This window comes from Natrialba aegyptia DSM 13077 (assembly GCF_000337535.1).
GTDB classification, from domain to species: domain Archaea; phylum Halobacteriota; class Halobacteria; order Halobacteriales; family Natrialbaceae; genus Natrialba; species Natrialba aegyptia.
The window spans coordinates 20,345-40,373 of the sequence record NZ_AOIP01000007.1; the positions used below are offsets into that span (position 1 = coordinate 20,345).

Consider the following 20,029-nt stretch of genomic DNA (forward strand, 5'->3'; position numbering starts at 1 on the left):
TGAACTCGAATCGGTCGCGGAGCTATCGTCACAACTGCAACGAGTTCCGTATCGATCGCGTCGCTGTCGGGCAATCGAATGTGCAGTACCTTGACCTTGCAGCGGCTCCGATCACAGCAGCCGCCGGAGAACAGCTACCGGAGTAACACGCCGTCCTCGTACCGATACCCGATCTCGTCGAACAGTCGCCGGACCCGTTCGACATCGAGTTCACCGTCGGTCCCGGGAAATCCGGCCAGTGGCAGCGGCTCCGATCGGTCGTCGCCGTCGCGGTAGCCGAGAAACGATTCTTGCGTCGTCGGGGCCGTCGCCAACCCGTCGAAGAGTTCGGAGACGATGTACTCGCGGTCGATCAGCCGCGAGAGAATCCGCCGCACGTTCGGGTTGCCGAGTTCGGGGTGGTGCGTGTTGTAGCCGATCAGGTACACCGACGTACTCGGTGCCGTGAGCAGCGATACCGCGTTGTCGTCGGCGAGTGATTCGATCTGCTCCGGCGGGAGGGGGCTTGCGGTGACGTCGACATCGCCGGCAAGCAGTGCATCGACCATCGTGCCAACGTTCGGCGAAAGATTGTATCTGAGACCCTCGAACTGGGGGAATCCATCGAGGACGGCGGGCACGTCGGTCGACACCGAATCCCGGAGAACGTGATCCGCGACCGGCTCGAGAACGAGTTCCTCCGGTCCCGCCTCGCTGAACTCGAGGAGGCCGGAGCCGACGGGTGCGTCGTTGTTGGTCGTCAGCGCCCTGGTCCGGCGTTCGGCGACGAGTTCGGAACGGGGTTCCCAGATGTGTTCGGGGAGAATCGGGACGGTGAGAAATTGGGCGGCAGCGGGGGCGGTGGTGGTTCCGAACGGGATTTCGAGCGTGAGTCCGTCGACAACCTCGATCTGATCGGGCGTGTCGACGAGCGTCTGGCGGCCGCGATACCGGGGCGCAGGGATGCCGCTATCGGCTGTACCGAGCGACGTGTCGGCCAGAAGCCGGAACGTGAAGGCGACGTCGTCGGCGTCGAGCGGTTCGCCGTCGTGCCAGGTGAGTCCCGGGCGAAGCGAGACCGTCGCGCTGAGTCGACCGGTATCGTCCCAGCGAACGTCGTCAGCGAGCCACGGAACGTACTCCTCCGGGGGGACGGATTCTGCGTTCGACGGGGAGTGAGCCGGTGCGACTCCGGCGGCTCCCTCCCACCCCTCACTCGGCCGGCGGACGAGTGGGGCGTACACCAGATCGAGCAATCCGGGAACGCGATTTCGATCGACTGCGATCGGGTTCAGCCGATCCGTTACGCCGTCGCCGTAGATCCCGACCGTAAGCGGCCCATCGCGATCGCCCGCAGCGGCGGGCGCGGTCGAAAGCAGATCGATGAACTCGATCGCGCGCTGTGGCGGGGCGGGGGCATCGATCGACTGGCGGGTACCACCGATCCGATCCGGGTATGCGACGACGGTAAACGGCGTCGTCTCCGCGAGGTACTCGAATAACTCGTCGAGCGTCTCACGGCGCGTTTCTTCGCTCTCCGTTCGCTGTTGCTCCAGGAGATCATCGGCCGTGACAGACGAGAAGTGAAACGGGTTCTGCCAGCCGCCCTCGCTGACGAACTGCGAGTGCAAGAGCCCGTACAGGTCATCGAACTCGTCGAATCCCGGATACCTGATGACGAACACGTCGTACTCCCCCTCGAGAAGCACGTCCCGATACAGCTCCGACTCGGTGATCGGCTCGGGAGACACATCGATGCCGGCCGCCTCGACGTTCTCCCGGAACCGACTCACGATCATCGACGCCATCGCGTCGTCGTCCGCCGGGACCGTCTTGATCGTGAGCGCGACCTGGTCGGGACCGTTGTTTTCCGCACGCGACCAGAATCGCTCCGCACAGCCGGCGAGCGCGCTCACGCCGAGTCCGCCTGCGCCCGCCAAGAGGTGTCGCCGCGTCAGCGACGGAGCGCCTCGCGTCATATCGAGACCGATACGCAACCGCGATGTATAGGACTTCCCTTCACAGCGACACGTCAGCGCTGCCGACCGAAGGACGAACTCGTGGGGTACCTCCCGAATCCGGCTCACGACTCCCAACTCCGAGCGCTACGTCGAGCAGTGAACGCAGTACACTCCGTGTCGATTCCGAACAGGTCGCCAAACCAGCAGCAGGCACTCGATTCGACGCCCAGTAGGCGATGACTATCACGAGTTCAAGATTGTTGCAGATCGATGACGGTCTTTTCTCCGTTCGTATGCCCGCCATAACAATAGCTGAATCCGAGGACTATCGATTCGTGGCACCAGTTCGCACGTTCCGGCGCGGTCGAGCAGGTCGAGTGGCGTGGGCGACGAATCGGCCACGCGAACGGGCGAGCGTTCGGCCCGACCGCTCGAGAACCTGGCCACCCGCGGAGCGGACGAACGACCACGAGAGACAACCATGAAGCTCGCACTCATCGGCTTTGGGCAAGCAGGCGGAAAGATCGTCGACGAGTTCCTGGCGTACGACAGCGCCATCGACAACAGTTTCGTCGAGGCTGCAATCGCGGTGAACTCCGCGACGACGGACCTGCAGGGGCTCGATCACGTTCCACAGGAAAACCGCGTTCTCATCGGACAGGCGCGCGTGAAAGGACACGGTGTCGGTGCGGACAACGAACTCGGGGCGGAAGTGACCGAGGCTGACATCGACGAGCTCCAGGGCGCGATCGACCGCGTCCCGGTTCACGAAATCGACGCGTTCCTGATCGTCGCCGGCATGGGCGGCGGCACCGGCTCCGGCGGCGCACCCGTGCTCGCACGCCACCTGAAACGCATCTATACCGAGCCCGTCTACGGACTGGGAATCCTTCCCGGAACGGACGAAGGCGGCATCTACACGCTCAATGCCGCGCGCTCGTTCAAGACGCTCGTCGACGAGGTCGACAACCTGCTCGTCTTCGACAACGACGCCTGGCGCAGCGCCGGCGAATCCGTCGGCAGCGGCTACGACCGGATCAACCGCGAAATCGTCGAGCGTTTCGGACTGCTGTTTGCCGCCGGCGAGGTCGGGCAGAACGATCACGTCGCCGAGAGCGTCGTCGACTCTTCGGAGATCATCAACACGCTCGAGAACGGCGTCTCGACCATCGGTTACGCCAGCGAAACCGTCGAGTCCGCGAACGAGGGGCTGCTCTCGTCGTTCCGCTCCGACACCGAGTTCGACGAAGGCACCGCAACGAACCGGATGACGAGCCTCGTCCGGAAGGCGACGCTCGGGCGACTTACCCTCCCGTGTGACGCCGCAAGCGCCGACCGCGGGCTCGTGGTCGCGACCGGCTCGCCGGAGCACCTGAACCGAAAGGGCGTCGAACGCGGCCGCCAGTGGCTCGAGGACGAAACCGGCAGCATGGAAATCCGCGGCGGCGACTACCCGATTCCCGGCCGCGACGATGTCGGCGCGATCGTCCTCCTCTCGGGCGTGACCGCCGTCCCGCGGATCGACCAACTCCAGCAGGTCGCGATCGAAGCCCAGGAAACGACCGAGTCGGTCCGAGCAAACGCACAGGAAGACTTCGCCACGCTGGTCGACACCGGCGGCGAACTCGACGCGCTGTTTTGAGACGGTCGGATTTCGCCACGTGAAGCGACGCGTGTTTTTGCGTTCTTTCCGGTCGAAGATACTGGATCAGTCTCGACCGTCTGCAACGCTGCGTTCGTTCGTGAGAGGCCGAGACGGTCACGGACACCAATCAAGTGGCACTAACTCCGGAGTACAGCAGACACCACTTGACCGCGCAATACCGTTTAACCGCCCGCCATCGAGCGGCGAAGCACCCGAAAAGAGTCCCAGTCGACGTATCAACAGTGTATCAGTACTGATTCTGAACGTCCCCGACAAAACCGAGTCGACGACTGGTTACCAGCGGCTTCAGTCACCGTAACCGGACAATAACGAACTATGATATGATCGATCGATCGGGTATGACGAGACAGCACCGGTCTGGCTGGGGGGCAAAATCATCGATGCGAGAGGCGGTCAAATCCGTTCTCCTCGGACGCGGTGAGACGACAACGATCGAGGAATGCCGTCGCTGCGGGCGGACGACCGACACACCGGATACCGTCTGCCCAACCTGCGGTTGTACGGAAATCGTCACGTATCGAATCGAGTAATCCGACAGCACACTTCTGGAGCGGGTCGCGAGAGAGAAAGAGAGAGAGAAACCCTTACGCCAGTGGCAACGCATCGATCGCCTCTCGTCGCCCATCGAGCACACCGAACCGCTCCTCACGGCGGCTCTCGAGCCACCGGAGCAACCGTTCCGCCCACGCAAGCTTCCGCGCTTTCATCGAACTCACCGTCTCGTCGTCGAGATCCCACCCGACGAAATCCAACCGGGCCGCGCCGAGGTGATCCGCGAGAAACGCCGCCCGGTCGCCGTCGGTGAAACCCCCGAAATTCCGGACCGGTCCCCGCGGCTTCACCTGCGTCGTCGGCAGGACGAACTCGTCGGCACAATCCGGCACGACGCGCCGAATCGCCGGCATATTGTCGCCGTGGGCGTGAACTGCCACCGGAACACCGTCCGCGGTCAGTCGTCGAACCGTCTCCGGGTTCTTATCCAGGTCCGTCACCATACAGCCCACCTCGATGCCGTTCGACGCGAGCACGTCGACCGCTGTCGAGGCCGCGACAACCACATCTGCGGCCCGCGCTCGCTCGAGTTCAGGATCGGTTTCGAGCGACGGGCCGGCACCTGCGATGGCGACAACCGCACCGTCGATCGACGACAGCGCGTCGAGATCGAACGGCGTCGTGAGCGAGGCGAGCACGTCGCGGGCCCGCTCGTCGCCGCTGCGCTCGTAGCCGAACTCGCGACGGATTTGCTCGTAGACGGGGTTCCAGCAATCGAATTCCATTATCGAGAGATGGGCGCGCGTACAGTTGTGTGATTCGACTTCGACGACCCCAGCGTCGCCACTGCAAAACGTAACACCACAATAATTCCGTGTTGTGGGCCGGGGGTCGCCTCCAAAGTACCCCTACCCGGGAGGCCGCCCGGCGTCCAGTCTTCCATTTCGAAGCCTTCGGTATAAGCTTTCTCTTACGACAGTAGGTTGTCGAGTTCGCGCCCGAGGAGACCGATACCCTCTCCAGACGACCTGAGACGGCGAGAAACGGCCGAAAGTCCGGCTATCGTTCCGACAAGGAGCGAACGGTTATCAGCCGTCTCGAACAGTGCGACGGGGGCCGCACGACCCCCGTCGTCACCGTCGGCGCTAGTACCTTGACGGCTACCGCGTCCACGATCACTAGTGCGAGCGCTTGCACGCTCCGAGCGAACGGTTTCGACGGCTGCCGCCACCCGCTCGTGCTGGCTTGCAGACAGCCCCTCGAGTTCGATCGCGTGGGTCTGGAACGCGTCCGCAACGTCGGGATCGACACCGCGTTCGGCGAGCTGGCGGCGGAACGTTCGCGTCGAGTCGATATCGAGTTTCGAAATGGTGACGGACTCGGTTGTTGAACTCGCCCGTTCAGTGAACGCAGCGCCGATACGCGCCGCGTCGCGCGTTTCTGCCACGTCGTGGGTTCGAATCACGTGGGCACCGCGTTCGACCGCCATCGAGGTTGCCGCGAGACTAACCGGGAGTCGGTCCTCGGTCTCGCGGTCCGCAATCGTACCGAGGAAGTTCTTCCGGTTGATCGAGACCAGTACCGGCCGTCCGAGTGCGCGGAACTCGCGGAGCCGTCGGAACGTCTCCCGGTCGTCTTCGAGCGTCTGTGCCTCGCTCCAGCCGCCGAATGCGGGATCGATAATCGTCTTGTCCGTGAGTCCGTTCTGTTTGAGCGCCTCGTAGACCTGATCGACGTAGTCGGCCTCGGCTGCCCACGACGGAGATTTTCGGGCCGCCCAGTCGGTTTCCTCGACCGCGCCGGGGCGCTCTAAATCCGGCGGGCTTGCCATTTTCGCGACAGGTGCATCGTGGTCTGTACAGACTGCAGGCAACTCGGGATCGGCGAACCCGGCGATGTCGTTGACCATGTCGAACCCCTGCGAGAGGGCAGCGTCCGCGACCTCGTGGTAGCGAGTTTCAATCGAGAAGATCGCATCGCCGGAGACGCTTTCGATCGTTTCCAGGGCGACGTGAAGGCGGTCGAGTTCTTCGTCGGCCGAGAGCACGTCGAAGCGTTTGTTCGCAGATTCGAGACCGATATCGACGATGTCGGCACCCTCGTCGATCAGTTCTTCGTCGACGTACCGGGCCGCCTCGCCGGGGTCGTCGTAAACGCTCGGATCGTAGGGCGACTCCTCGCTGACGTTCAACACACCCATGATCCGCGGCGGGAACTCGTCGCCGATGCCGAGTCCGGCCGCGTCGACACTGTTCATACCCCGAGTGAGGAGCGGAGACTGAAAATCGACGCGGTTGCGGCGAAGCGGCTACGCACGGATCACGTTACGAACGATGTTCGAACGGTGAGAAACGGTCCTCCGGAGCGTCATACAGGAACCAGCCCAGCGAAGAGTGAGGGTACCCGAGGCAGTGACCGTCCACTGATCACCGGTGACAACTGGATCTGAGTTAAAACGACTAGAGGCGGCTGATTACAGCCAGAGATGACCGATAACGGTGAACTCGAATGTTGACCGTCACTGAGAGTTATGCCCAGTGACCTACACTCGATTGCTCGTCGTCCGTATCCTGGGGCTCATCGCTCGCTCCCTCCTCCAGCGGCGCGAGTCGTGAATCGCGCAACAGGACCTTCTTCACTATCGACGGATTCTCGAGCAACCGGTGTTTCGCGTGCGCCCCGCGTCCGCGTCCCCGCCCCTCGCGTTCGGACTGGATCACGTTGAGGAAGTTCTGCTCCTGGAGGATCTCCTGCACGCGGCGTTCCGAGAGCACGTCGAAGTCGAGTCGGTTTGCGACTTCCTTGTACTGGTTGTAGATGATCTTCGTTGGGAACTCCTTTTCCGTGCTGTTCTCGGTGAGCAGCGTCAGCGAGTACAGAATCGCTTTGGCCTGCTGTGGCGAACCCTCGATGAGTTCGTTGAACCGGTCGGCTTCGGTCTTCTCTTTGGCGTCGCGGACGTGATCCGCCGTCACGCGCGTGGCGTTTTGCTTTTTTGCGATCCGGCCCGCGTTCCGGAGGATGTCGATCGCCTTGCGCGCGTCCCCGTGTTCTTGCGCGGCGAGCGCTGCGGTCAGCGGGATCACGTCCCCCGAGAGCACGCCGTCGTGGAACGCGTCGCGGCGCTTTTCGAGAATTTCGACCAGTTGATTCGCGTCGTACGGCGAGAAGACGAGTTCGTCGCGGGAGAGGCTCGATTTGACGCGTTCGGAGAGGTGGTCGGGAAAGTCGATCTTGTTCGAGATGCCGATGATGCCGATGCTCGAATCCGAGATACGGCGGTTCTCGCCCGCCCGCGAGAGTTTGCGCAGGACTTCGTCGTCTTCGAGCATGTCGATCTCGTCCAGAATAACGATGGTTACGTCGGTACACTGGTCGACGGCCTGCCAGAGGCGTTTGTAGTAGTCGCCGGTGCCCAGGCCACGGTCGGGAACGGTGATGCCGCTCTGATTCGAGTCGTTGACGATCTGGGCGATCGTCTTGATGATCGAAGCCTCGGTGTTCTGCTCGCCGCAGTCGATAAAGGCATACTTTACCGTCACGTCGTCGCGTCGGGCTTCCGAGATCACGCGCTTGGTCACCGAGCGCGAGATAAGCGATTTGCCGGTGCCGGTCTTGCCGAAGATGAACAGGTGGTTTGGCTCGCTCCCGAAGATGGCCGGGTTCAGCGCGTCCGCCACCCGTTGCATCTGCTCGTCCCGGCCGACGATGCGGTCCGGGCCGGGCAGATGCGTGATTTCGAGCAATCGCTCGTCGGCAAAGACCGGATCGTCGTACCGAAAGAGCGGGTCACGATCGTCGTTGGCGGACATTGCAGTACCGGGTGTCTTCCAACTGGACTGAAATAAAGGTATGGAGATCGATCGCGGATGTAAATAAGGGCTGTTCGAGCCTCAAGCGCCACAATAGAAGCAGTACGAAGGATAGGACCGGAATAGCCGGCCTCGCGCTTCTAACGACACCCGTGAGAGCGTGGAAGTTCGCACGATGACCCCGCGCCCCCGACACCCCCGTCGCGGATGTAAATCCCCGACACGGAAGCGCGATCCGAGCGCAAAAGCAGGCGCTAAGAATCCGTTTCCGGAACCGGAGTCAGTCACCTGACTGCCGGAGAATCCGTACGAGTTCAGTGATAAAACTAGGAGCAGCGTTTCGACGGTGGCTGGCGCGGCTGGTACGTCGGGACACACACCCCCGTCGCGGATGTAACGCCGAGAGGGGTGGGGTGGTATTCTCGCAAGCCCTTATTTCGGAAAATACTGTGGGTTCCGAAGCGGATTTTACATCCGCGAGACAGGTGTGTTGTCACACAGACCCTCCCCACGCAAACGGCGTTACAAACGCGAGGGTGGTGTGTCCCTGTTCCACAACGCGACAACATGTTCGCTATTCCGCCGATTTGTGTCTTCAAACGCTGCTTGCGGACGGGAGCGGGTTCGACACGGGTGAAAGAGGGGAACACAACGCGAAAGCGGGAAACGAGACGGTATGAGAAAGCTCTATCTAGTAGAGCTAGATCTAGCTAGTCTAGCTAGACTAGAACCGTTCTAGACAAGAGAGACAGAACACGACACCCCTGAGAGAACACAACAGCTACGAGATATCCGAACAAGAGCCGTCAATACTCTCACTGTGGACGACTCGACAGCGACGGCGGTCGATCGTAACGGCAACTCGACCGCACCGACGAACACGTCACTTTTGACCGCTCGCTCGATACTCTGTACACACCCACTCCAGCCGTCATGACCGACACTCACTCCTCTTCGAACGGATCCGACGCGTCCGCTCCGGACCACCGAACGCCGCCAGCAGTCGCCGTCGTCGACGCCAAATTCTCCGGCAACGTCGGCACCATCGCCAGGGCCATGAAAAACTTCGGATTCTCCGATCTGCTACTCGTCGACCCGCCCGAACTCGACCCCGACGGCGAGGCCTACGGCTTCGCCGGCCACGCCCGCGAGGACGTCCTCCCGAACGCGACCGAACTCTCTTTCGACGAACTCGTCTCGTCCTACCACACCATCGGCTGTACCGCCGTCACGAACGAAGACGACCGCAGCCACATTCGATTTCCGTTCTCGACGCCCGCTGAACTCGCCGACCGACTCCCGACCGTCGACGCGCCGACCGCGCTCGTCTTCGGCCGCGAACGCGTCGGTCTGACGAACGAGGAACTCGCCCGAATCGACGAGATTTGTTCGATTCCAGCGAACGAGGAGTATCCCGTCCTCAACCTCGGCCAGGCCGCGACGGTCACGCTTTACGAACTGCGGTCGCTCGCACTCGAGGCGGACGAGACGCAACTCCCCGATGTCGACCGAGTTCGCGCGTCCGAACAGACGATCGATCGGGTCTACGACCAGTGGAGCGAATTACTCGAAACGATCAACCACCCGCCCGAAAAGCGCGAGAAGACGATGCGGATGCTCCGTCGCATCTACGGTCGCGCCGACCTCACGGAGCGCGAGGCGAACTCGCTCCTCGGTCTGGTTCGTCGGGCGGCGGAGCGGCCGGCGGAACGGGACTGAAGGCGAACCGCTCAGTGCCTAAAAACGATCAATACTTGCTCAGTACTGTGACGGTAGTACGGAGCGGCCGATCGGCCGATTAACGGCGTCCGTCTTTCCCCTCGATACGTTACCCAAACGAAACGAGGATAACGAGCGCCGCCGACCGTATCGACAATCACCGGACCAACGGTTGTAGTGCCGGTGGCCATCGCCGGTCTGAGATTTCCGGGACGGTTATCTACAGTCGACGCGCGACGACGCGCTTACGCTCGCTTCTGAATCTCCTCGCGCAGCAACTGACTCACGAGGTCGCCGTCCGCCTTCCCGCGAAGCGCGCCCATGCACTCGCCCATGAGCCCGGAGAACGCCTGCATCCCTTCCGCTTCGACCTGTTCTTCGTTTCGCTCGACGACCTCGACGACGGCCTCTCGCACCGCCGCCTCGTCGGCCCCGCCGAGTCCGGCTTCCTCCGCGGCCTCCTCGGCGGTCCGATCGGGTTCCGCCGCCAGCGCGGTCAACAGGTCCGGCACGCCCTCGTTCGGCAGATCCCCGCTCTCGACCATCTCGAGGACCGATACGATGTGCGTCTCCGTGAGCCGTTCGACGGGAACGTCGTCGCGCCGGAGTTCAGTGAGCGTCGATTCGAGCGTCGTCGCGGCGAGGGTGGGATCGACGCCGTCGCCGTCGCCGTCACCGCCGGCAACCACCTCCTCGAACAGCGGCATGTGCTTGCCGTAGGCGACCTGCTCGGCCAGCCCTTCGCCCAGACCGAACTCGTCCCGGTAGCGCTCGACCTTCTCGGTGAGCAGTTCGGGCTCGGGAACCTCGCTCGGGTCCGGCTCGACCGGCGGCACGTCCGTTTCGGGGTACATCCGCGCCGCACCGGGAAGCGGGCGCAGATAGCGGGTCGTGCCGTCGTCGTTCGCGCCGCGGGTTTCCTCGGGGACCCCTTCCAGCGCGGTTGCAGCCCGTTCGGCGGCGGCCTCGATCGCCGCCTCGGCTACGTCGGTATCGGCGGCGACGATGGCGACGGCGTCCTCGGGTCCTGCGCCGACCGCGTCGCGCAGCGCCGCAACCTCGTCGTCGGTCACGCCGTAGGCCGGGAGTTCGTCGGTGTGGAAGATGCCGCCCGCGCCGTGGCGCTTGGCGTGATCGGAGAGTTCAGTGCCGAGTCGTCGGTCGGGGACGATCTCTCGGCCGACGAGTTCGTCGAAGCCGTAGAGGGGGACGCCCACGACCGACCCGCCGTCGTCGAGCGCGCCGGCGATGACGCCGCTGTCGGTGTCCTCGAAGACGGCGGTCACGTCCTGCACCTCGCCCACGGACGCCTCCCGGGCTTCGAGTTCGTCGCGGATGGAGACGAGTTCGACCTGGCGGGCGGCCTCGGTGCGGACGATGTCGTCGATGTCGTCGAGGCTCTGGACGCCCTTGATCTCGACGCGTGCGCCGTCGGCGATGGAGACGTTGACGTCCTGGCGGATCGTTCCGAGGCCGCGCTTGACCTTGCCCGTCGAGCGCAGGAGCATGCCGATGCGCTCCGCGGCTTCGAGCGCCTGCTCGGGCGTCGAGATGTCCGGTCGCGTGCCGATTTCGACCAGCGGGATGCCGAGCCGATCCAGGCTGTAGCGAACCCCGTCGTCGGTCTCTTCGACGCGCTGGGCGCTTTCTTCCTCCAGCATGAGGTCCTCGATGCCGACCGCGCCCTCGCTGGTCTCGATCTCGCCGTCGGTCGCCATGAGCGTCGAGCGCTGGAAGCCCGAGGTGTTCGAGCCGTCGACGACGATCTTGCGCATGACGTGGGCCTGGTCGACGGGCGACATGTCCATCAACTGTGCGATCTCGAGGACCGTCTCGAGCGCCTCCGCGTCCAGTTCGTGAGGCGGCTCGTCGTCCTCCTCGACGAGACAGGTCGAATCGTACGCGAGATAGCTGAACTCGCGGTCGACGCGGCTCTCTTCGAGGGCGGCCTCGTCGATCTCCCCGAGTTCGCTTCGGGTGGGGTGGAGGTAGCGCGTGAACGTCCGTGCTGCCTCTTCGGGTTCGCGAAGGGTGGTCGGACACTGACAGAACAGTTTCGTCGCCGTATCGAGTTGCTGGTGGATTTCCAGCCCGGCGACGAGGCCGAGTTCGTCGTAATCGTACTCGGTCTCGCGTTCGCGTGCGGTCATTGCGCGGTAGTCGGTGACGGAGGGGTAAAAAACCGTCCAGTTGCGGTCTGGTCGCGTCTAGTCGTCCGACGACTCGTGCGGCGGCGTCGGGCCGTCCGCCGCGCTGTCCGCGTTCGCAGGGGCCCCTTTATCGTCCGATATCGTCCCCCCGGCGGGCAGTCCGGCGTCGGAGGGCCGTTCGGTGCGCCCCGACTCCGAAAGCGCGGTTGCAACGCCTTCGAGCACGCTCTCTGGTGGCACCTCGATCCCGCGCTTCCGGCAGGCCTCGTACCGCGTTCGCGCCACCTTGCCCGCCCCCGCCTCGCTCGTCGTCCCCTCCCCGCCCGTACTCGCCCCGCTTCGATCGGCGAACCGCTGCGTGTCCACGACGACTGGCCGCTCGACGGACGCGACGAGTTCGAGAACGCGCCCGGTTTCGCCGCCCAGTGCGGGATCGGCGAGGACCGTCGCGTCGGCGGCGGCGATGCGCGCGGCGAGTTCGTCCCGAGCGTCGGCGGAAAGCGGCGCGAAGGGATCGACGCGGATCGTCTCGACGCCCGCTGAACTCGACTCGCCGGTGAGTCGCCGAGCGGCTTCCTCCGCGGCATCGCCGGGCGTGACGGGGCCGACGGAGAGATCGAGTTCGGCGGCGGCGAGCCGAGAGAGGACGCTGGCGGCGGCCGTGCCGGTGCCGATGAGGTGGACGCGAGCGGGCGTCGAGCGGGGGTTGTCGGTATCCTCGTTATCGTGACTCCCGTCCTCGACGTCCGTGGCGATCGAGTCTCGCACAGTAGCGTCGGGAAGCGCCGTCACCGTTTCCGTCCCCGTGATCGGGTTCGTCGTCACCGTCGCCGTCGCGTCGAAGGCCTCGGCGAGGGCGTCGGTCGTGAGCACGCTCGAGGGAGTGCCAACGTCGTGGACCGCGCCGTCCGCGAGCAACGCGAGGCGGTCGCAGTACCGGGCCGCCAGATCCAGGTCGTGGATCGCCGCGACGGCCGTCCGCCCCGAATCGACGAGTTCGCGGACGAGTTCGAGCGTTTCGACCTGGTGGTTTACGTCGAGGCTGGCCGTGGGCTCGTCGAGCAACAGCGCGGGCGTCTCCTGGGCGATGGCGCGCGCGAGGACGACGCGCTGGCGCTGGCCGCCGCTGATTTCGTCGATCGGCCTGTCCGCCAGTTTCGCCGTCCGCGTCCGCTCGAGCGCTCGTTCGACCGCGGCGCGGTCCGCGGGCGTCGGCGACGAAAACCGGGAGCGATGTGGGTGTCGCCCCATTTCGACCACGTCCCGAACCGGGAACGCAAACGACAGCGCGGTGTCCTGCGGGACGACCGCGACGAGCCGACTGGACGCCCGGGAAGAGACGCCGTGAACGTCGACTTCGTCCACGGCGACCGTTCCCGCGTCGGGTTCGAGCGCGCCGCTGATCGCTCGCAGGAGCGTCGTCTTGCCGGCTCCGTTCGGCCCGACGACGCCGACGAACTCGCCCGGCTCGACCGAGAGGGAGACGTTCTCGAGCACGGGCACCTCGCCGAACGACAGCGAGAGACCGTCGACGGCGATCGACGCCGGTTCGAGTGCTGTTGTCGCCGTCTCTGTCTCCGCGGCCGTCGCTGACTCTGTCTCCGTCCCTGTCGCCGACTCTACTGCGTTCTCGCGTGCGCGCTCACCCGCGTCGGCGTCGCTCGGCGTCGGCGATTCGGTCACAGCGAGTGCACCTCCCGGCGAACGAGCAAGAAGAGGAAAAACGGCGCGCCGACGAACGCGGTGACGATGCCGACGGGGACCTCGGCCGGACCGATGCGGGCGATCGTGTCCGTCGCGACGAGGAACGACGCCCCGGCGAGCGCGCTCGTCGGGAGCAAAATCCGGTGATCCGGGCCGACGATCAGCCGCATGATGTGGGGAACGACGAGGCCGACGAAGCCGATGACGCCGGCGACCGCGACGCCCGCCGCGGTGATGACACTCGAGAGCGCGAGCAGGAGGAGCTTGGTTCGTTCCACGTCCACGCCGAGGTGGTGGGCGTCCTCCTCGCCGAGCAAGAGCACGTTCAACTCGCGGGCGTAGGCTCCCAGAACGAAGACGCCGAGCAGCGCCACCGGCAGCGCGAAGCGAACGTCGCCCCAGGTGGTGTTGCTCAGGTGGCCCATCATCCAGACGACGGCCCGTCGCAAGTCGTCGCCGCTGTGGACCAGCATGTACGAGATCAACGCACCCAGAAAGGCCTGAATCGCGACGCCGGCCAAAAGCAGCGTCGCGACCGGCGTTCGCCCACCCTCGGTTGCAATCCCGTAGACGAGAAACGCGGTCCCGAGCGCGCCGACGAACGCCGAGAGGTGAACGCTCGAAAACGGCGCGAGCACGGGAAACGCGATCGCGGCGACGGCTCCCGCCGCCGCACCCGAGGAGACGCCGATGATCGAGGGGTCCGCAAGCGGATTCCGGAAGAACCCTTGCATGACCGTCCCCGCGGCGGCCAGCGAGAAGCCGACCGTCGCGGCCAGCGCGATCCGCGGGAGCCGAATCGTCTCGACGATCAACTGGTGGGATCCAGTCACCTCGAAATCGAAGACGCCGGTGAACTCGAGCGTCGGCACCGTCGTCGAGAAACCGAGCCCCGGAACGGTGGTGGTACCCGTCGACACGCCGGTGGGAACGGCGATTGCGTTGAGCGCGGCCATCGCGACCGTTATCGGATCGATCCTGACCGGGCCGAGCGCGGCGCTACCGAGTGCGACGACGACGAGCAGAACCGTCAACCCCGCCGACCACGACGCCGTCCGACCCGGTCGGTACATACGCTACAACCACGATTGCTTTAGCCAAATATTTGTTGAAGTACGCCCCATCACGGTGCAATGCGACGCCATTTCATCCTCGCACTGACCGTCATCACCGTGGTCGCTGCAGCCGTGGCCGCGCCCGCAGCGGCTGCCGGCTCGTTCGCACAGCCACAGACGCAGACACACCCTCAGACGCAGGAGCAGGCACAGGCACAGCCACAAACCGCAATCCAAACGCAGAACGACACGCCAACCTGTGACTACCCGATCGAGGTGACCGACGCGACGGGCGAAACGATCACGATCGACGAGGCACCCGACTCCGTCGTCGCGCTTCAGGCCAGCGACGCCCAGACGATGTTCGAAATCGACGCGGCGGATCGCCTCGACGGCCTCCCGTACAGCCCCGCGACGAGCGAACTCGACCGCGGCGACCGCGCGAATATCGGCAGCGGTTGGAACCTCGACCACGAACAGATCATCGCCACCGAGCCGGACCTCGTCTTGGCCGGGAACACGACGCAGGAAGAAGACATCGAAACCCTGCGCGAGGAGGCCGGCCTCACCGTCTACCACTTCGCCGAAGCCGAATCGATCGACGACGTTCGCGACAACGTCCTCCGAACCGGCGAACTCGTCGGCGAGTGCGAGGGCGCACAGGACACCGTCGACTGGATGGACGACCAACTCGAAGTCGTCGACGCCGCGCTCGAAGACGCCGACCGGCCGCTCTCGTACTACGCGATGCCCGATGGCTGGACCGCCGGTTCGAATACGTTCGTCCACGACGTGCTGACGACTGCAGGACTCGAGAACGTCGCCGAGGAGGCCGGCATCGAGGGCTACCGAGACATCAACTCGGAGACGGTGGTCGACGAGGATCCCGAATGGATCATCTACCCCGACGACGCAAACGATGAGCCACCGATCCCAGACGCACTCCAGGCGACCACCGCCGCCGAACAGGACAACGTCGTCGCCGTCAACGCGAACCAACTGAACCAGCCCGCACCCCACGTCGTCTCCGCAGTCGTCTCCATCGTCGAAGAAATCCACCCCGAGGCCTACGCGGAAGCCAGCGCCGAACTCGAGAGTTCACCCGCCGCGAACGATAGCGGGACGGATGGAGACGGGGGTGACGACGCCGATGGCGGCGACTCGATCCCCGGATTCGGCGTGCCAGCGGCTATCGGTGCCGCTCTCGCCGCGCTCGCTATGATCGGCGCTCGAACGCGACTTCGGTGATGTTGCGCTCCGGCACCAACCGAAGTTGAAAAAGGTTTACTCACCCCCCGACACAGGAACGAGCATGGTCGAGAACGTGATCTGGCCCGCCTATCTCGATGTTGCCCTCTCGCGGGCCGACGGACGGCGCGTGTCCGAGGACTTGGCGGTCGAGGAGCCATCGGTCGACGAAATCGCAAAGGCCGTCCAACAGATCGGCTACGACGCGACGATCGAACGGGACAAGGCCTACTCGCGAGAGCCGTGGGCCGACCGCGGCCGCGTCGTCGTCCGCGGTGCGGACGATTCGTCGAAGAACGACCTCGTCCAGGCCGTGGCGGCGTACGTCGTCGCGATGCGCGAGTAACCGAGTACCCGAGACGCAACGCCCATACTCACCGGCCCCGACTGAACTCGTAATGAAACGAATCGGAACGGTCGTTCGCACGTCCCAGGGATTGGCGGTGCTGCGAGCGGATGCCACCGAGACCAGCACCGACGATGGCGCGGCTGAAGACGAACGCAGCCACCGGATCGGCACGACTGCGATCGACGACTCCCTCGCGGAAGTCGGCCGCGTCGTCGACGTCTTCGGTCCCGTCGACCGGCCGTATCTGGCCGTCACACCGGACGACGACGTCCACCTGCCGTCGCTCGTCGGCTCGACGCTGTACGCCAGATAACGCCGCGGAGCAACGTGCCCAGCCACCGTCTTGCTCTCGATCCGTTACAACTGCAGCGCTGTTCGTCCCGCAAAATCGGATGCACTCACCGCGAAATCGGAAGAACTGACCGTCAGAGTTGCGAAGAAATCTCGTCGGCCACCGCGGCGTCCATGAACGCAATCACGCGGTCCCCCGTTTGAATGACGGTTCCGCCGCGAGGCGTTCGGAGCGTTCCGCCACGAATCACCGCGCCGACGACGAACTCTTGTGGCAGTTCGCTATCCGCGCCCTGGATCGTACTGCCGGCCAAGAGACTCTCTTCGTCGACTTCGATCTCGAGAACTTCCGCCTCATCGTGTTCCAGAACGGCGACCTTCTCGGAACCGCCCTCGTAGATCGTCTGGAGTATCTCCCCGGCCACGATATCCTGCGGATGAACCACCACGTCGAGCCCCGTCGATTCGAACAGGTCGATGACGTCGCGATTATCGACAACTTCGACGGTTTGCTCCACGCCCAGTTCACGAGCCAGTTTTGCGAGCAGGTAGTTCGTGTCGTCGTCGACCGTGCCGACGAGCAGATCCGCCTCGGTGAGGTGGTCCCGTGCGAATCCGTCGACGTCCGTCGCGTCGGCTTCGACGACGGTCGAGGTGCCCAACTGATTGGCAAGCCGGGAAACTCGTTCCGGATCGTGCTCGATGACCTCCGGAGCGAACCCGCGGTCTTCGAACAGTCGAGCGACGTTGTATCCGAGGGAGTCACCGCCGGCGATGACGATGTCATCATCCGGTTGCAGCGTCGGTCGGTCGGAAACGTCCTTCGCAAACCGGCTCACGCCGTGGGTGCTGCCGATGACGACGAGACAATCGTCCGCTTTGATGACCGTCTCGCCGTTCGGGATAAGCAACTCCCCATCGCGGATAATCGCGGCGAACGTCACCGACGGATACTGATCGGCCTCGGCTACTGACTGACCGGAAATGGGCGTCTCCGCTCCGATGTCGAACTCGGCGACTTCCGCCGTTCCGTCGGCGAACGTATCGACGGCCTTTGCCCCCGGTAATACGACGGATCGAACGAGCGACCGTGCAGCGAGCAAATCGATACACAACATTGCATCCACTCCGAGGCCTTTGTCGAACGATTGCCAGGCGCGATAGAGGCCGACATCCTTGACTCGGGCAATCGTATGCGGATCGGTGGCTTCTTTCGCCGCATTGCAGACCATCACGTTGGCCGAATCGCTATCGGTGCTTGCCACCACGATATCCGCTTCGGACAGGCCCGCCTCGTCGAGCGTCCCGACGGATCGACCGTCACCGACAACGCCTGCAAGCGCCGCGTCAGCGGTGAGTGCATCGATCCGTTCCGAATCGCGGTCGATGACCGTCACAGCGTGCGAATCGGCGAGGTCGTGTGCGATATTGGTCCCAACGTCACCCGCACCGACGATGAGGATGCGCATAGTTTTACTTCTCAAAGAATAGAAATAAATCTTGTGGGGACGTGTCAATGAGCACCGTACTGCTACGCCCTTCTCCGTCGTCGCGACGAGTTCAGTCGTTGACCGTACCTCCTCAACCGTCCACCGCACATCCCAAACGAGGAGTCGGTCACAGCGCGACCGCGACCGGCGACGACCGAGCCGGAGACGAAAACACCCATACCACCACGCGCCAAACCTCGCGCCATGAACGACCGGATGCGAGTCGGTGCTGCCGTCTGCGTAACCGTCTTGCTATTTCTCGGCGTCCAGCTCGGTGCCCTGGCCCTTACGGAACCGTTCTACGAATCCGGCCACCAGGCCGTCGAGAATCCCGAGGACCCCACCAATAGTATCGCCTACATCGCAGTTATTCTCGTCGCAACCGCACTCATGCTCGCCGCCTTCAAGTACGACCTCCAGGGGCTCATCCGCGCGCTCATCATCGGCGTCAGCGTCATGATCGCCTGGTACGTCTTCGCCGAACTCGTGCCGCCGGTGGTCACCGCCGGGGCGGCGGGCGTGAACGTCCTCGCCGTCCTCGCCGCGGTCGGCGTCGGGGCTGCACTCCTGTTCTATCCCGAGTGGTACGTCATCGACATCGCGGGCGTGTTGATGGGTGCTGGAGCGGCCGCCCTCTTCGGGATCAGTTTCGGCCTCCTTCCGGCACTCTTGCTCCTCTCGGTACTCGCCATCTACGATGCGATCAGCGTCTACGGCACCGAGCACATGCTCGATCTCGCCGAGGGCGTCATGGACCTCAAAATCCCGGTCGTGCTCGTCATCCCGACGACGCTGTCGTACTCGTATCTCGCGTCTGCGGACGAACACGGGGACGAAACCGGTGCTGAGAGCGAAGTTCAGGGTGAGGACACCCCCGACGCCGACACCAGCGCCGAAACGACACCCGAGACCGCCCCAGAAGATGCTCCAGATGCGCGGGAGGGCCAGCGTGACGCGCTGTTCATCGGACTCGGCGACGCCGTCATTCCGACGATCCTCGTCGTCAGCGCGGCCTACTTCGTCGAGGAAGGAGCCCTCGACGTCCCCGGACTCACGCTGAATCTGCCGGCACTCGGCGCGCTTTTGGGAACGATGGCGGGGCTCATCGCGCTCATGGCGATGGTCGTTCGCGGCCGGGCACACGCCGGCCTGCCGCTGCTCAACGGTGGTGCTATCGGCGGCTACCTCATCGGTGCGCTCGCCAGCGGCCTGTCGATCGCGGCCGCGCTCGGTCTGTAAGGTGTACGGTGCCCATTTTGTCGTCGCGGTCTCGCCTGTCGTCGGTGCGGTTCGATAATCGCTTGCGACCGTTCTCCAGAACTCGAACGCCCACGCCTACTCTTCGACGAGTTCAACGTCGCCGGCCTCCCGGTCGAGACCGTCTCCGTGCTCGACCCCGTCGATGAGCGTATCGATCCGGTCGACCTCGTCCTCGCGTTGCAGGCGCTGGATATCCGGCGTGACGCCGATAAGGACGAGATGATCGCCCTCGCTGGTGAGCTGGGCAACGTCGACGAAAATATCGACCTCGCCGATACTGGCGTGCGTCGCCGTCCCCGGAAACGTCTCGACGGTAATCGGCTGGCCGAACGGCTCCGCGGTCCGTCGCTCGACGACGCGATCGTCGATCGTGAACTCGTCGTACCGGTTCTGGACGCGACCGACGAGTTCGGCATTGGACATGTCGCTGATGGGGTTGAGTTGCGTATCGAGGAATCCGATCTGTGGCGTCGTCGCGACGCCGAAGACGCCGGCCGCTGGCGTCTCGTCGCCGAAGAGACCGGCGAGCGCATCGATCGTCCGTGTATACTCACTTGCGTAGTTCGTCGCCTCGATAGGCCGGCCGGCGACCGTCTCGGTTTCGATCACTTCTCGCGTACCCTGATACTCGTAGTCGGCTGTCTCGAGGGCTGTCGACGAGACGATCGCCGGCGTCGCGGAAACCGAGGTCACGTCTTCGAGCATGCCGCCGAGACAGCCGGCCGACAGTCCCAGCCCGCTCACTGCGGCGGCTGCGACGAACACCCGGCGTTCCATACGCGCTCGACGACGAGCGCCGGCAAAATAGCCGCGCCTGCCATCACCCGGTGACGGCCCGATACCGCATACTGCG

General features: G+C 64.3%; 16 protein-coding genes. 7 read left to right on the plus strand and 9 right to left on the minus strand.

Annotated elements, in window-relative coordinates; all coding sequences use genetic code 11:
* Window positions 1-134: 134 nt before the first annotated feature.
* Window positions 135-1,958, minus strand: a complete 1,824-nt coding sequence (locus tag C480_RS00620) for an ABC transporter substrate-binding protein (RefSeq protein WP_006663687.1) — start codon at window positions 1,956-1,958, stop codon at window positions 135-137.
* 463 nt (window positions 1,959-2,421) lie between these two features.
* Here C480_RS00620 and C480_RS00625 point away from each other — a divergent pair, with 463 nt between their 5' ends.
* Together C480_RS00625 and C480_RS00630 are read left to right on the plus strand one after the other, a co-directional pair.
* On the plus strand, window positions 2,422-3,582 hold the full coding sequence (locus C480_RS00625; RefSeq protein WP_049902997.1) for a tubulin/FtsZ family protein: 1,161 nt from the start codon (window positions 2,422-2,424) through the stop codon (window positions 3,580-3,582).
* Between the two features lie 344 nt (window positions 3,583-3,926).
* The gene (locus C480_RS00630; RefSeq protein WP_006663689.1) at window positions 3,927-4,136 is read left to right on the plus strand and encodes a hypothetical protein; all 210 of its coding nucleotides are present in this window, start codon (window positions 3,927-3,929) and stop codon (window positions 4,134-4,136) included.
* A 54-nt stretch (window positions 4,137-4,190) separates the two neighbouring features.
* Here the strand turns inward: C480_RS00630 and C480_RS00635 are convergent, their stop codons facing one another.
* The 3 genes from C480_RS00635 to C480_RS00645 form a co-directional block, all read right to left on the minus strand.
* Entirely contained in the window at window positions 4,191-4,883 is a 693-nt protein-coding gene (locus C480_RS00635; protein WP_006663690.1) for a 6-hydroxymethylpterin diphosphokinase MptE-like protein, read from the minus strand.
* A 185-nt stretch (window positions 4,884-5,068) separates the two neighbouring features.
* Entirely contained in the window at window positions 5,069-6,355 is a 1,287-nt protein-coding gene (gene folP / locus C480_RS00640) for a dihydropteroate synthase (RefSeq protein ID WP_006663691.1), read from the minus strand.
* 271 nt (window positions 6,356-6,626) lie between these two features.
* The gene (locus C480_RS00645) at window positions 6,627-7,910 is read right to left on the minus strand and encodes a Cdc6/Cdc18 family protein (protein ID WP_006663692.1); all 1,284 of its coding nucleotides are present in this window, start codon (window positions 7,908-7,910) and stop codon (window positions 6,627-6,629) included.
* A gap of 933 nt (window positions 7,911-8,843) precedes the next feature.
* Between C480_RS00645 and C480_RS00650 the strand changes: the two genes are divergently transcribed.
* Entirely contained in the window at window positions 8,844-9,629 is a 786-nt protein-coding gene (locus tag C480_RS00650; RefSeq protein ID WP_006663693.1) for an RNA methyltransferase, read from the plus strand.
* 245 nt (window positions 9,630-9,874) lie between these two features.
* On the opposite strand, the gene gatE is transcribed toward C480_RS00650, so the two are convergent.
* Genes gatE through btuC form a run of 3 tightly spaced genes read right to left on the minus strand, consistent with a single transcriptional unit; the run spans window position 9,875 to window position 14,556 of the window.
* Window positions 9,875-11,779 carry a Glu-tRNA(Gln) amidotransferase subunit GatE gene (gatE, locus tag C480_RS00655; RefSeq protein ID WP_006663694.1) on the minus strand — a complete coding sequence of 635 codons (1,905 nt, stop codon included), beginning with the start codon at window positions 11,777-11,779 and terminating at the stop codon, window positions 9,875-9,877.
* Between the two features lie 57 nt (window positions 11,780-11,836).
* Window positions 11,837-13,462 (minus strand): ATP-binding cassette domain-containing protein, encoded by a 1,626-nt coding sequence (locus tag C480_RS00660; RefSeq protein ID WP_006663695.1) that lies wholly within the window; start codon window positions 13,460-13,462, stop codon window positions 11,837-11,839.
* Entirely contained in the window at window positions 13,459-14,556 is a 1,098-nt protein-coding gene (gene btuC / locus C480_RS00665; protein ID WP_006663696.1) for a vitamin B12 ABC transporter permease BtuC, read from the minus strand. The genes C480_RS00660 and btuC overlap by 4 nt, the downstream gene beginning before the upstream one ends.
* Before the next feature lie 60 nt (window positions 14,557-14,616).
* Between btuC and C480_RS00670 the strand changes: the two genes are divergently transcribed.
* From C480_RS00670 to C480_RS00680, 3 genes are all read left to right on the plus strand, one after another.
* Window positions 14,617-15,786, plus strand: a complete 1,170-nt coding sequence (locus tag C480_RS00670; protein ID WP_006663697.1) for a PGF-CTERM-anchored ABC transporter substrate-binding protein — start codon at window positions 14,617-14,619, stop codon at window positions 15,784-15,786.
* A gap of 64 nt (window positions 15,787-15,850) precedes the next feature.
* Window positions 15,851-16,132, plus strand: coding sequence for a signal recognition particle subunit SRP19 (srp19, locus tag C480_RS00675; protein WP_006109107.1), 282 nt, complete (start codon window positions 15,851-15,853; stop codon window positions 16,130-16,132).
* Between the two features lie 52 nt (window positions 16,133-16,184).
* Window positions 16,185-16,448, plus strand: a complete 264-nt coding sequence (locus C480_RS00680; RefSeq protein WP_006663698.1) for an H/ACA ribonucleoprotein complex subunit GAR1 — start codon at window positions 16,185-16,187, stop codon at window positions 16,446-16,448.
* Between the two features lie 112 nt (window positions 16,449-16,560).
* Here C480_RS00680 and trkA read toward each other — a convergent pair whose 3' ends face one another.
* On the minus strand, window positions 16,561-17,910 hold the full coding sequence (gene trkA / locus C480_RS00685) for a Trk system potassium transporter TrkA (RefSeq protein ID WP_394296348.1): 1,350 nt from the start codon (window positions 17,908-17,910) through the stop codon (window positions 16,561-16,563).
* A gap of 210 nt (window positions 17,911-18,120) precedes the next feature.
* On the opposite strand from trkA, the gene C480_RS00690 reads away from it, so the two are divergent.
* On the plus strand, window positions 18,121-19,155 hold the full coding sequence (locus tag C480_RS00690) for a presenilin family intramembrane aspartyl protease PSH (protein ID WP_006663700.1): 1,035 nt from the start codon (window positions 18,121-18,123) through the stop codon (window positions 19,153-19,155).
* A gap of 96 nt (window positions 19,156-19,251) precedes the next feature.
* Here the strand turns inward: C480_RS00690 and C480_RS00695 are convergent, their stop codons facing one another.
* Complete coding sequence (locus tag C480_RS00695; protein ID WP_006663701.1) at window positions 19,252-19,953, minus strand: DUF6517 family protein; 702 nt, start codon at window positions 19,951-19,953, stop codon at window positions 19,252-19,254.
* Between the last annotated feature and the right edge of the window lie 76 nt (window positions 19,954-20,029).

Coding starts and splice junctions, on each gene's coding strand:
- C480_RS00645 (WP_006663692.1), bottom strand. CDS start 7,910: ATGTCCGCCAACGACGATCGTGACCCGCTCTTTCGGTACGACGATCCG.
- C480_RS00650 (WP_006663693.1), top strand. CDS start 8,844: ATGACCGACACTCACTCCTCTTCGAACGGATCCGACGCGTCCGCTCCG.
- gatE (WP_006663694.1), bottom strand. CDS start 11,779: ATGACCGCACGCGAACGCGAGACCGAGTACGATTACGACGAACTCGGC.
- C480_RS00680 (WP_006663698.1), top strand. CDS start 16,185: ATGAAACGAATCGGAACGGTCGTTCGCACGTCCCAGGGATTGGCGGTG.
- C480_RS00690 (WP_006663700.1), top strand. CDS start 18,121: ATGAACGACCGGATGCGAGTCGGTGCTGCCGTCTGCGTAACCGTCTTG.
- C480_RS00695 (WP_006663701.1), bottom strand. CDS start 19,953: ATGGAACGCCGGGTGTTCGTCGCAGCCGCCGCAGTGAGCGGGCTGGGA.
- C480_RS00670 (WP_006663697.1), top strand. CDS start 14,617: ATGCGACGCCATTTCATCCTCGCACTGACCGTCATCACCGTGGTCGCT.
- btuC (WP_006663696.1), bottom strand. CDS start 14,556: ATGTACCGACCGGGTCGGACGGCGTCGTGGTCGGCGGGGTTGACGGTT.
- C480_RS00630 (WP_006663689.1), top strand. CDS start 3,927: ATGATCGATCGATCGGGTATGACGAGACAGCACCGGTCTGGCTGGGGG.
- C480_RS00620 (WP_006663687.1), bottom strand. CDS start 1,958: ATGACGCGAGGCGCTCCGTCGCTGACGCGGCGACACCTCTTGGCGGGC.
- folP (WP_006663691.1), bottom strand. CDS start 6,355: ATGAACAGTGTCGACGCGGCCGGACTCGGCATCGGCGACGAGTTCCCG.
- srp19 (WP_006109107.1), top strand. CDS start 15,851: ATGGTCGAGAACGTGATCTGGCCCGCCTATCTCGATGTTGCCCTCTCG.
- C480_RS00625 (WP_049902997.1), top strand. CDS start 2,422: ATGAAGCTCGCACTCATCGGCTTTGGGCAAGCAGGCGGAAAGATCGTC.
- C480_RS00635 (WP_006663690.1), bottom strand. CDS start 4,883: ATGGAATTCGATTGCTGGAACCCCGTCTACGAGCAAATCCGTCGCGAG.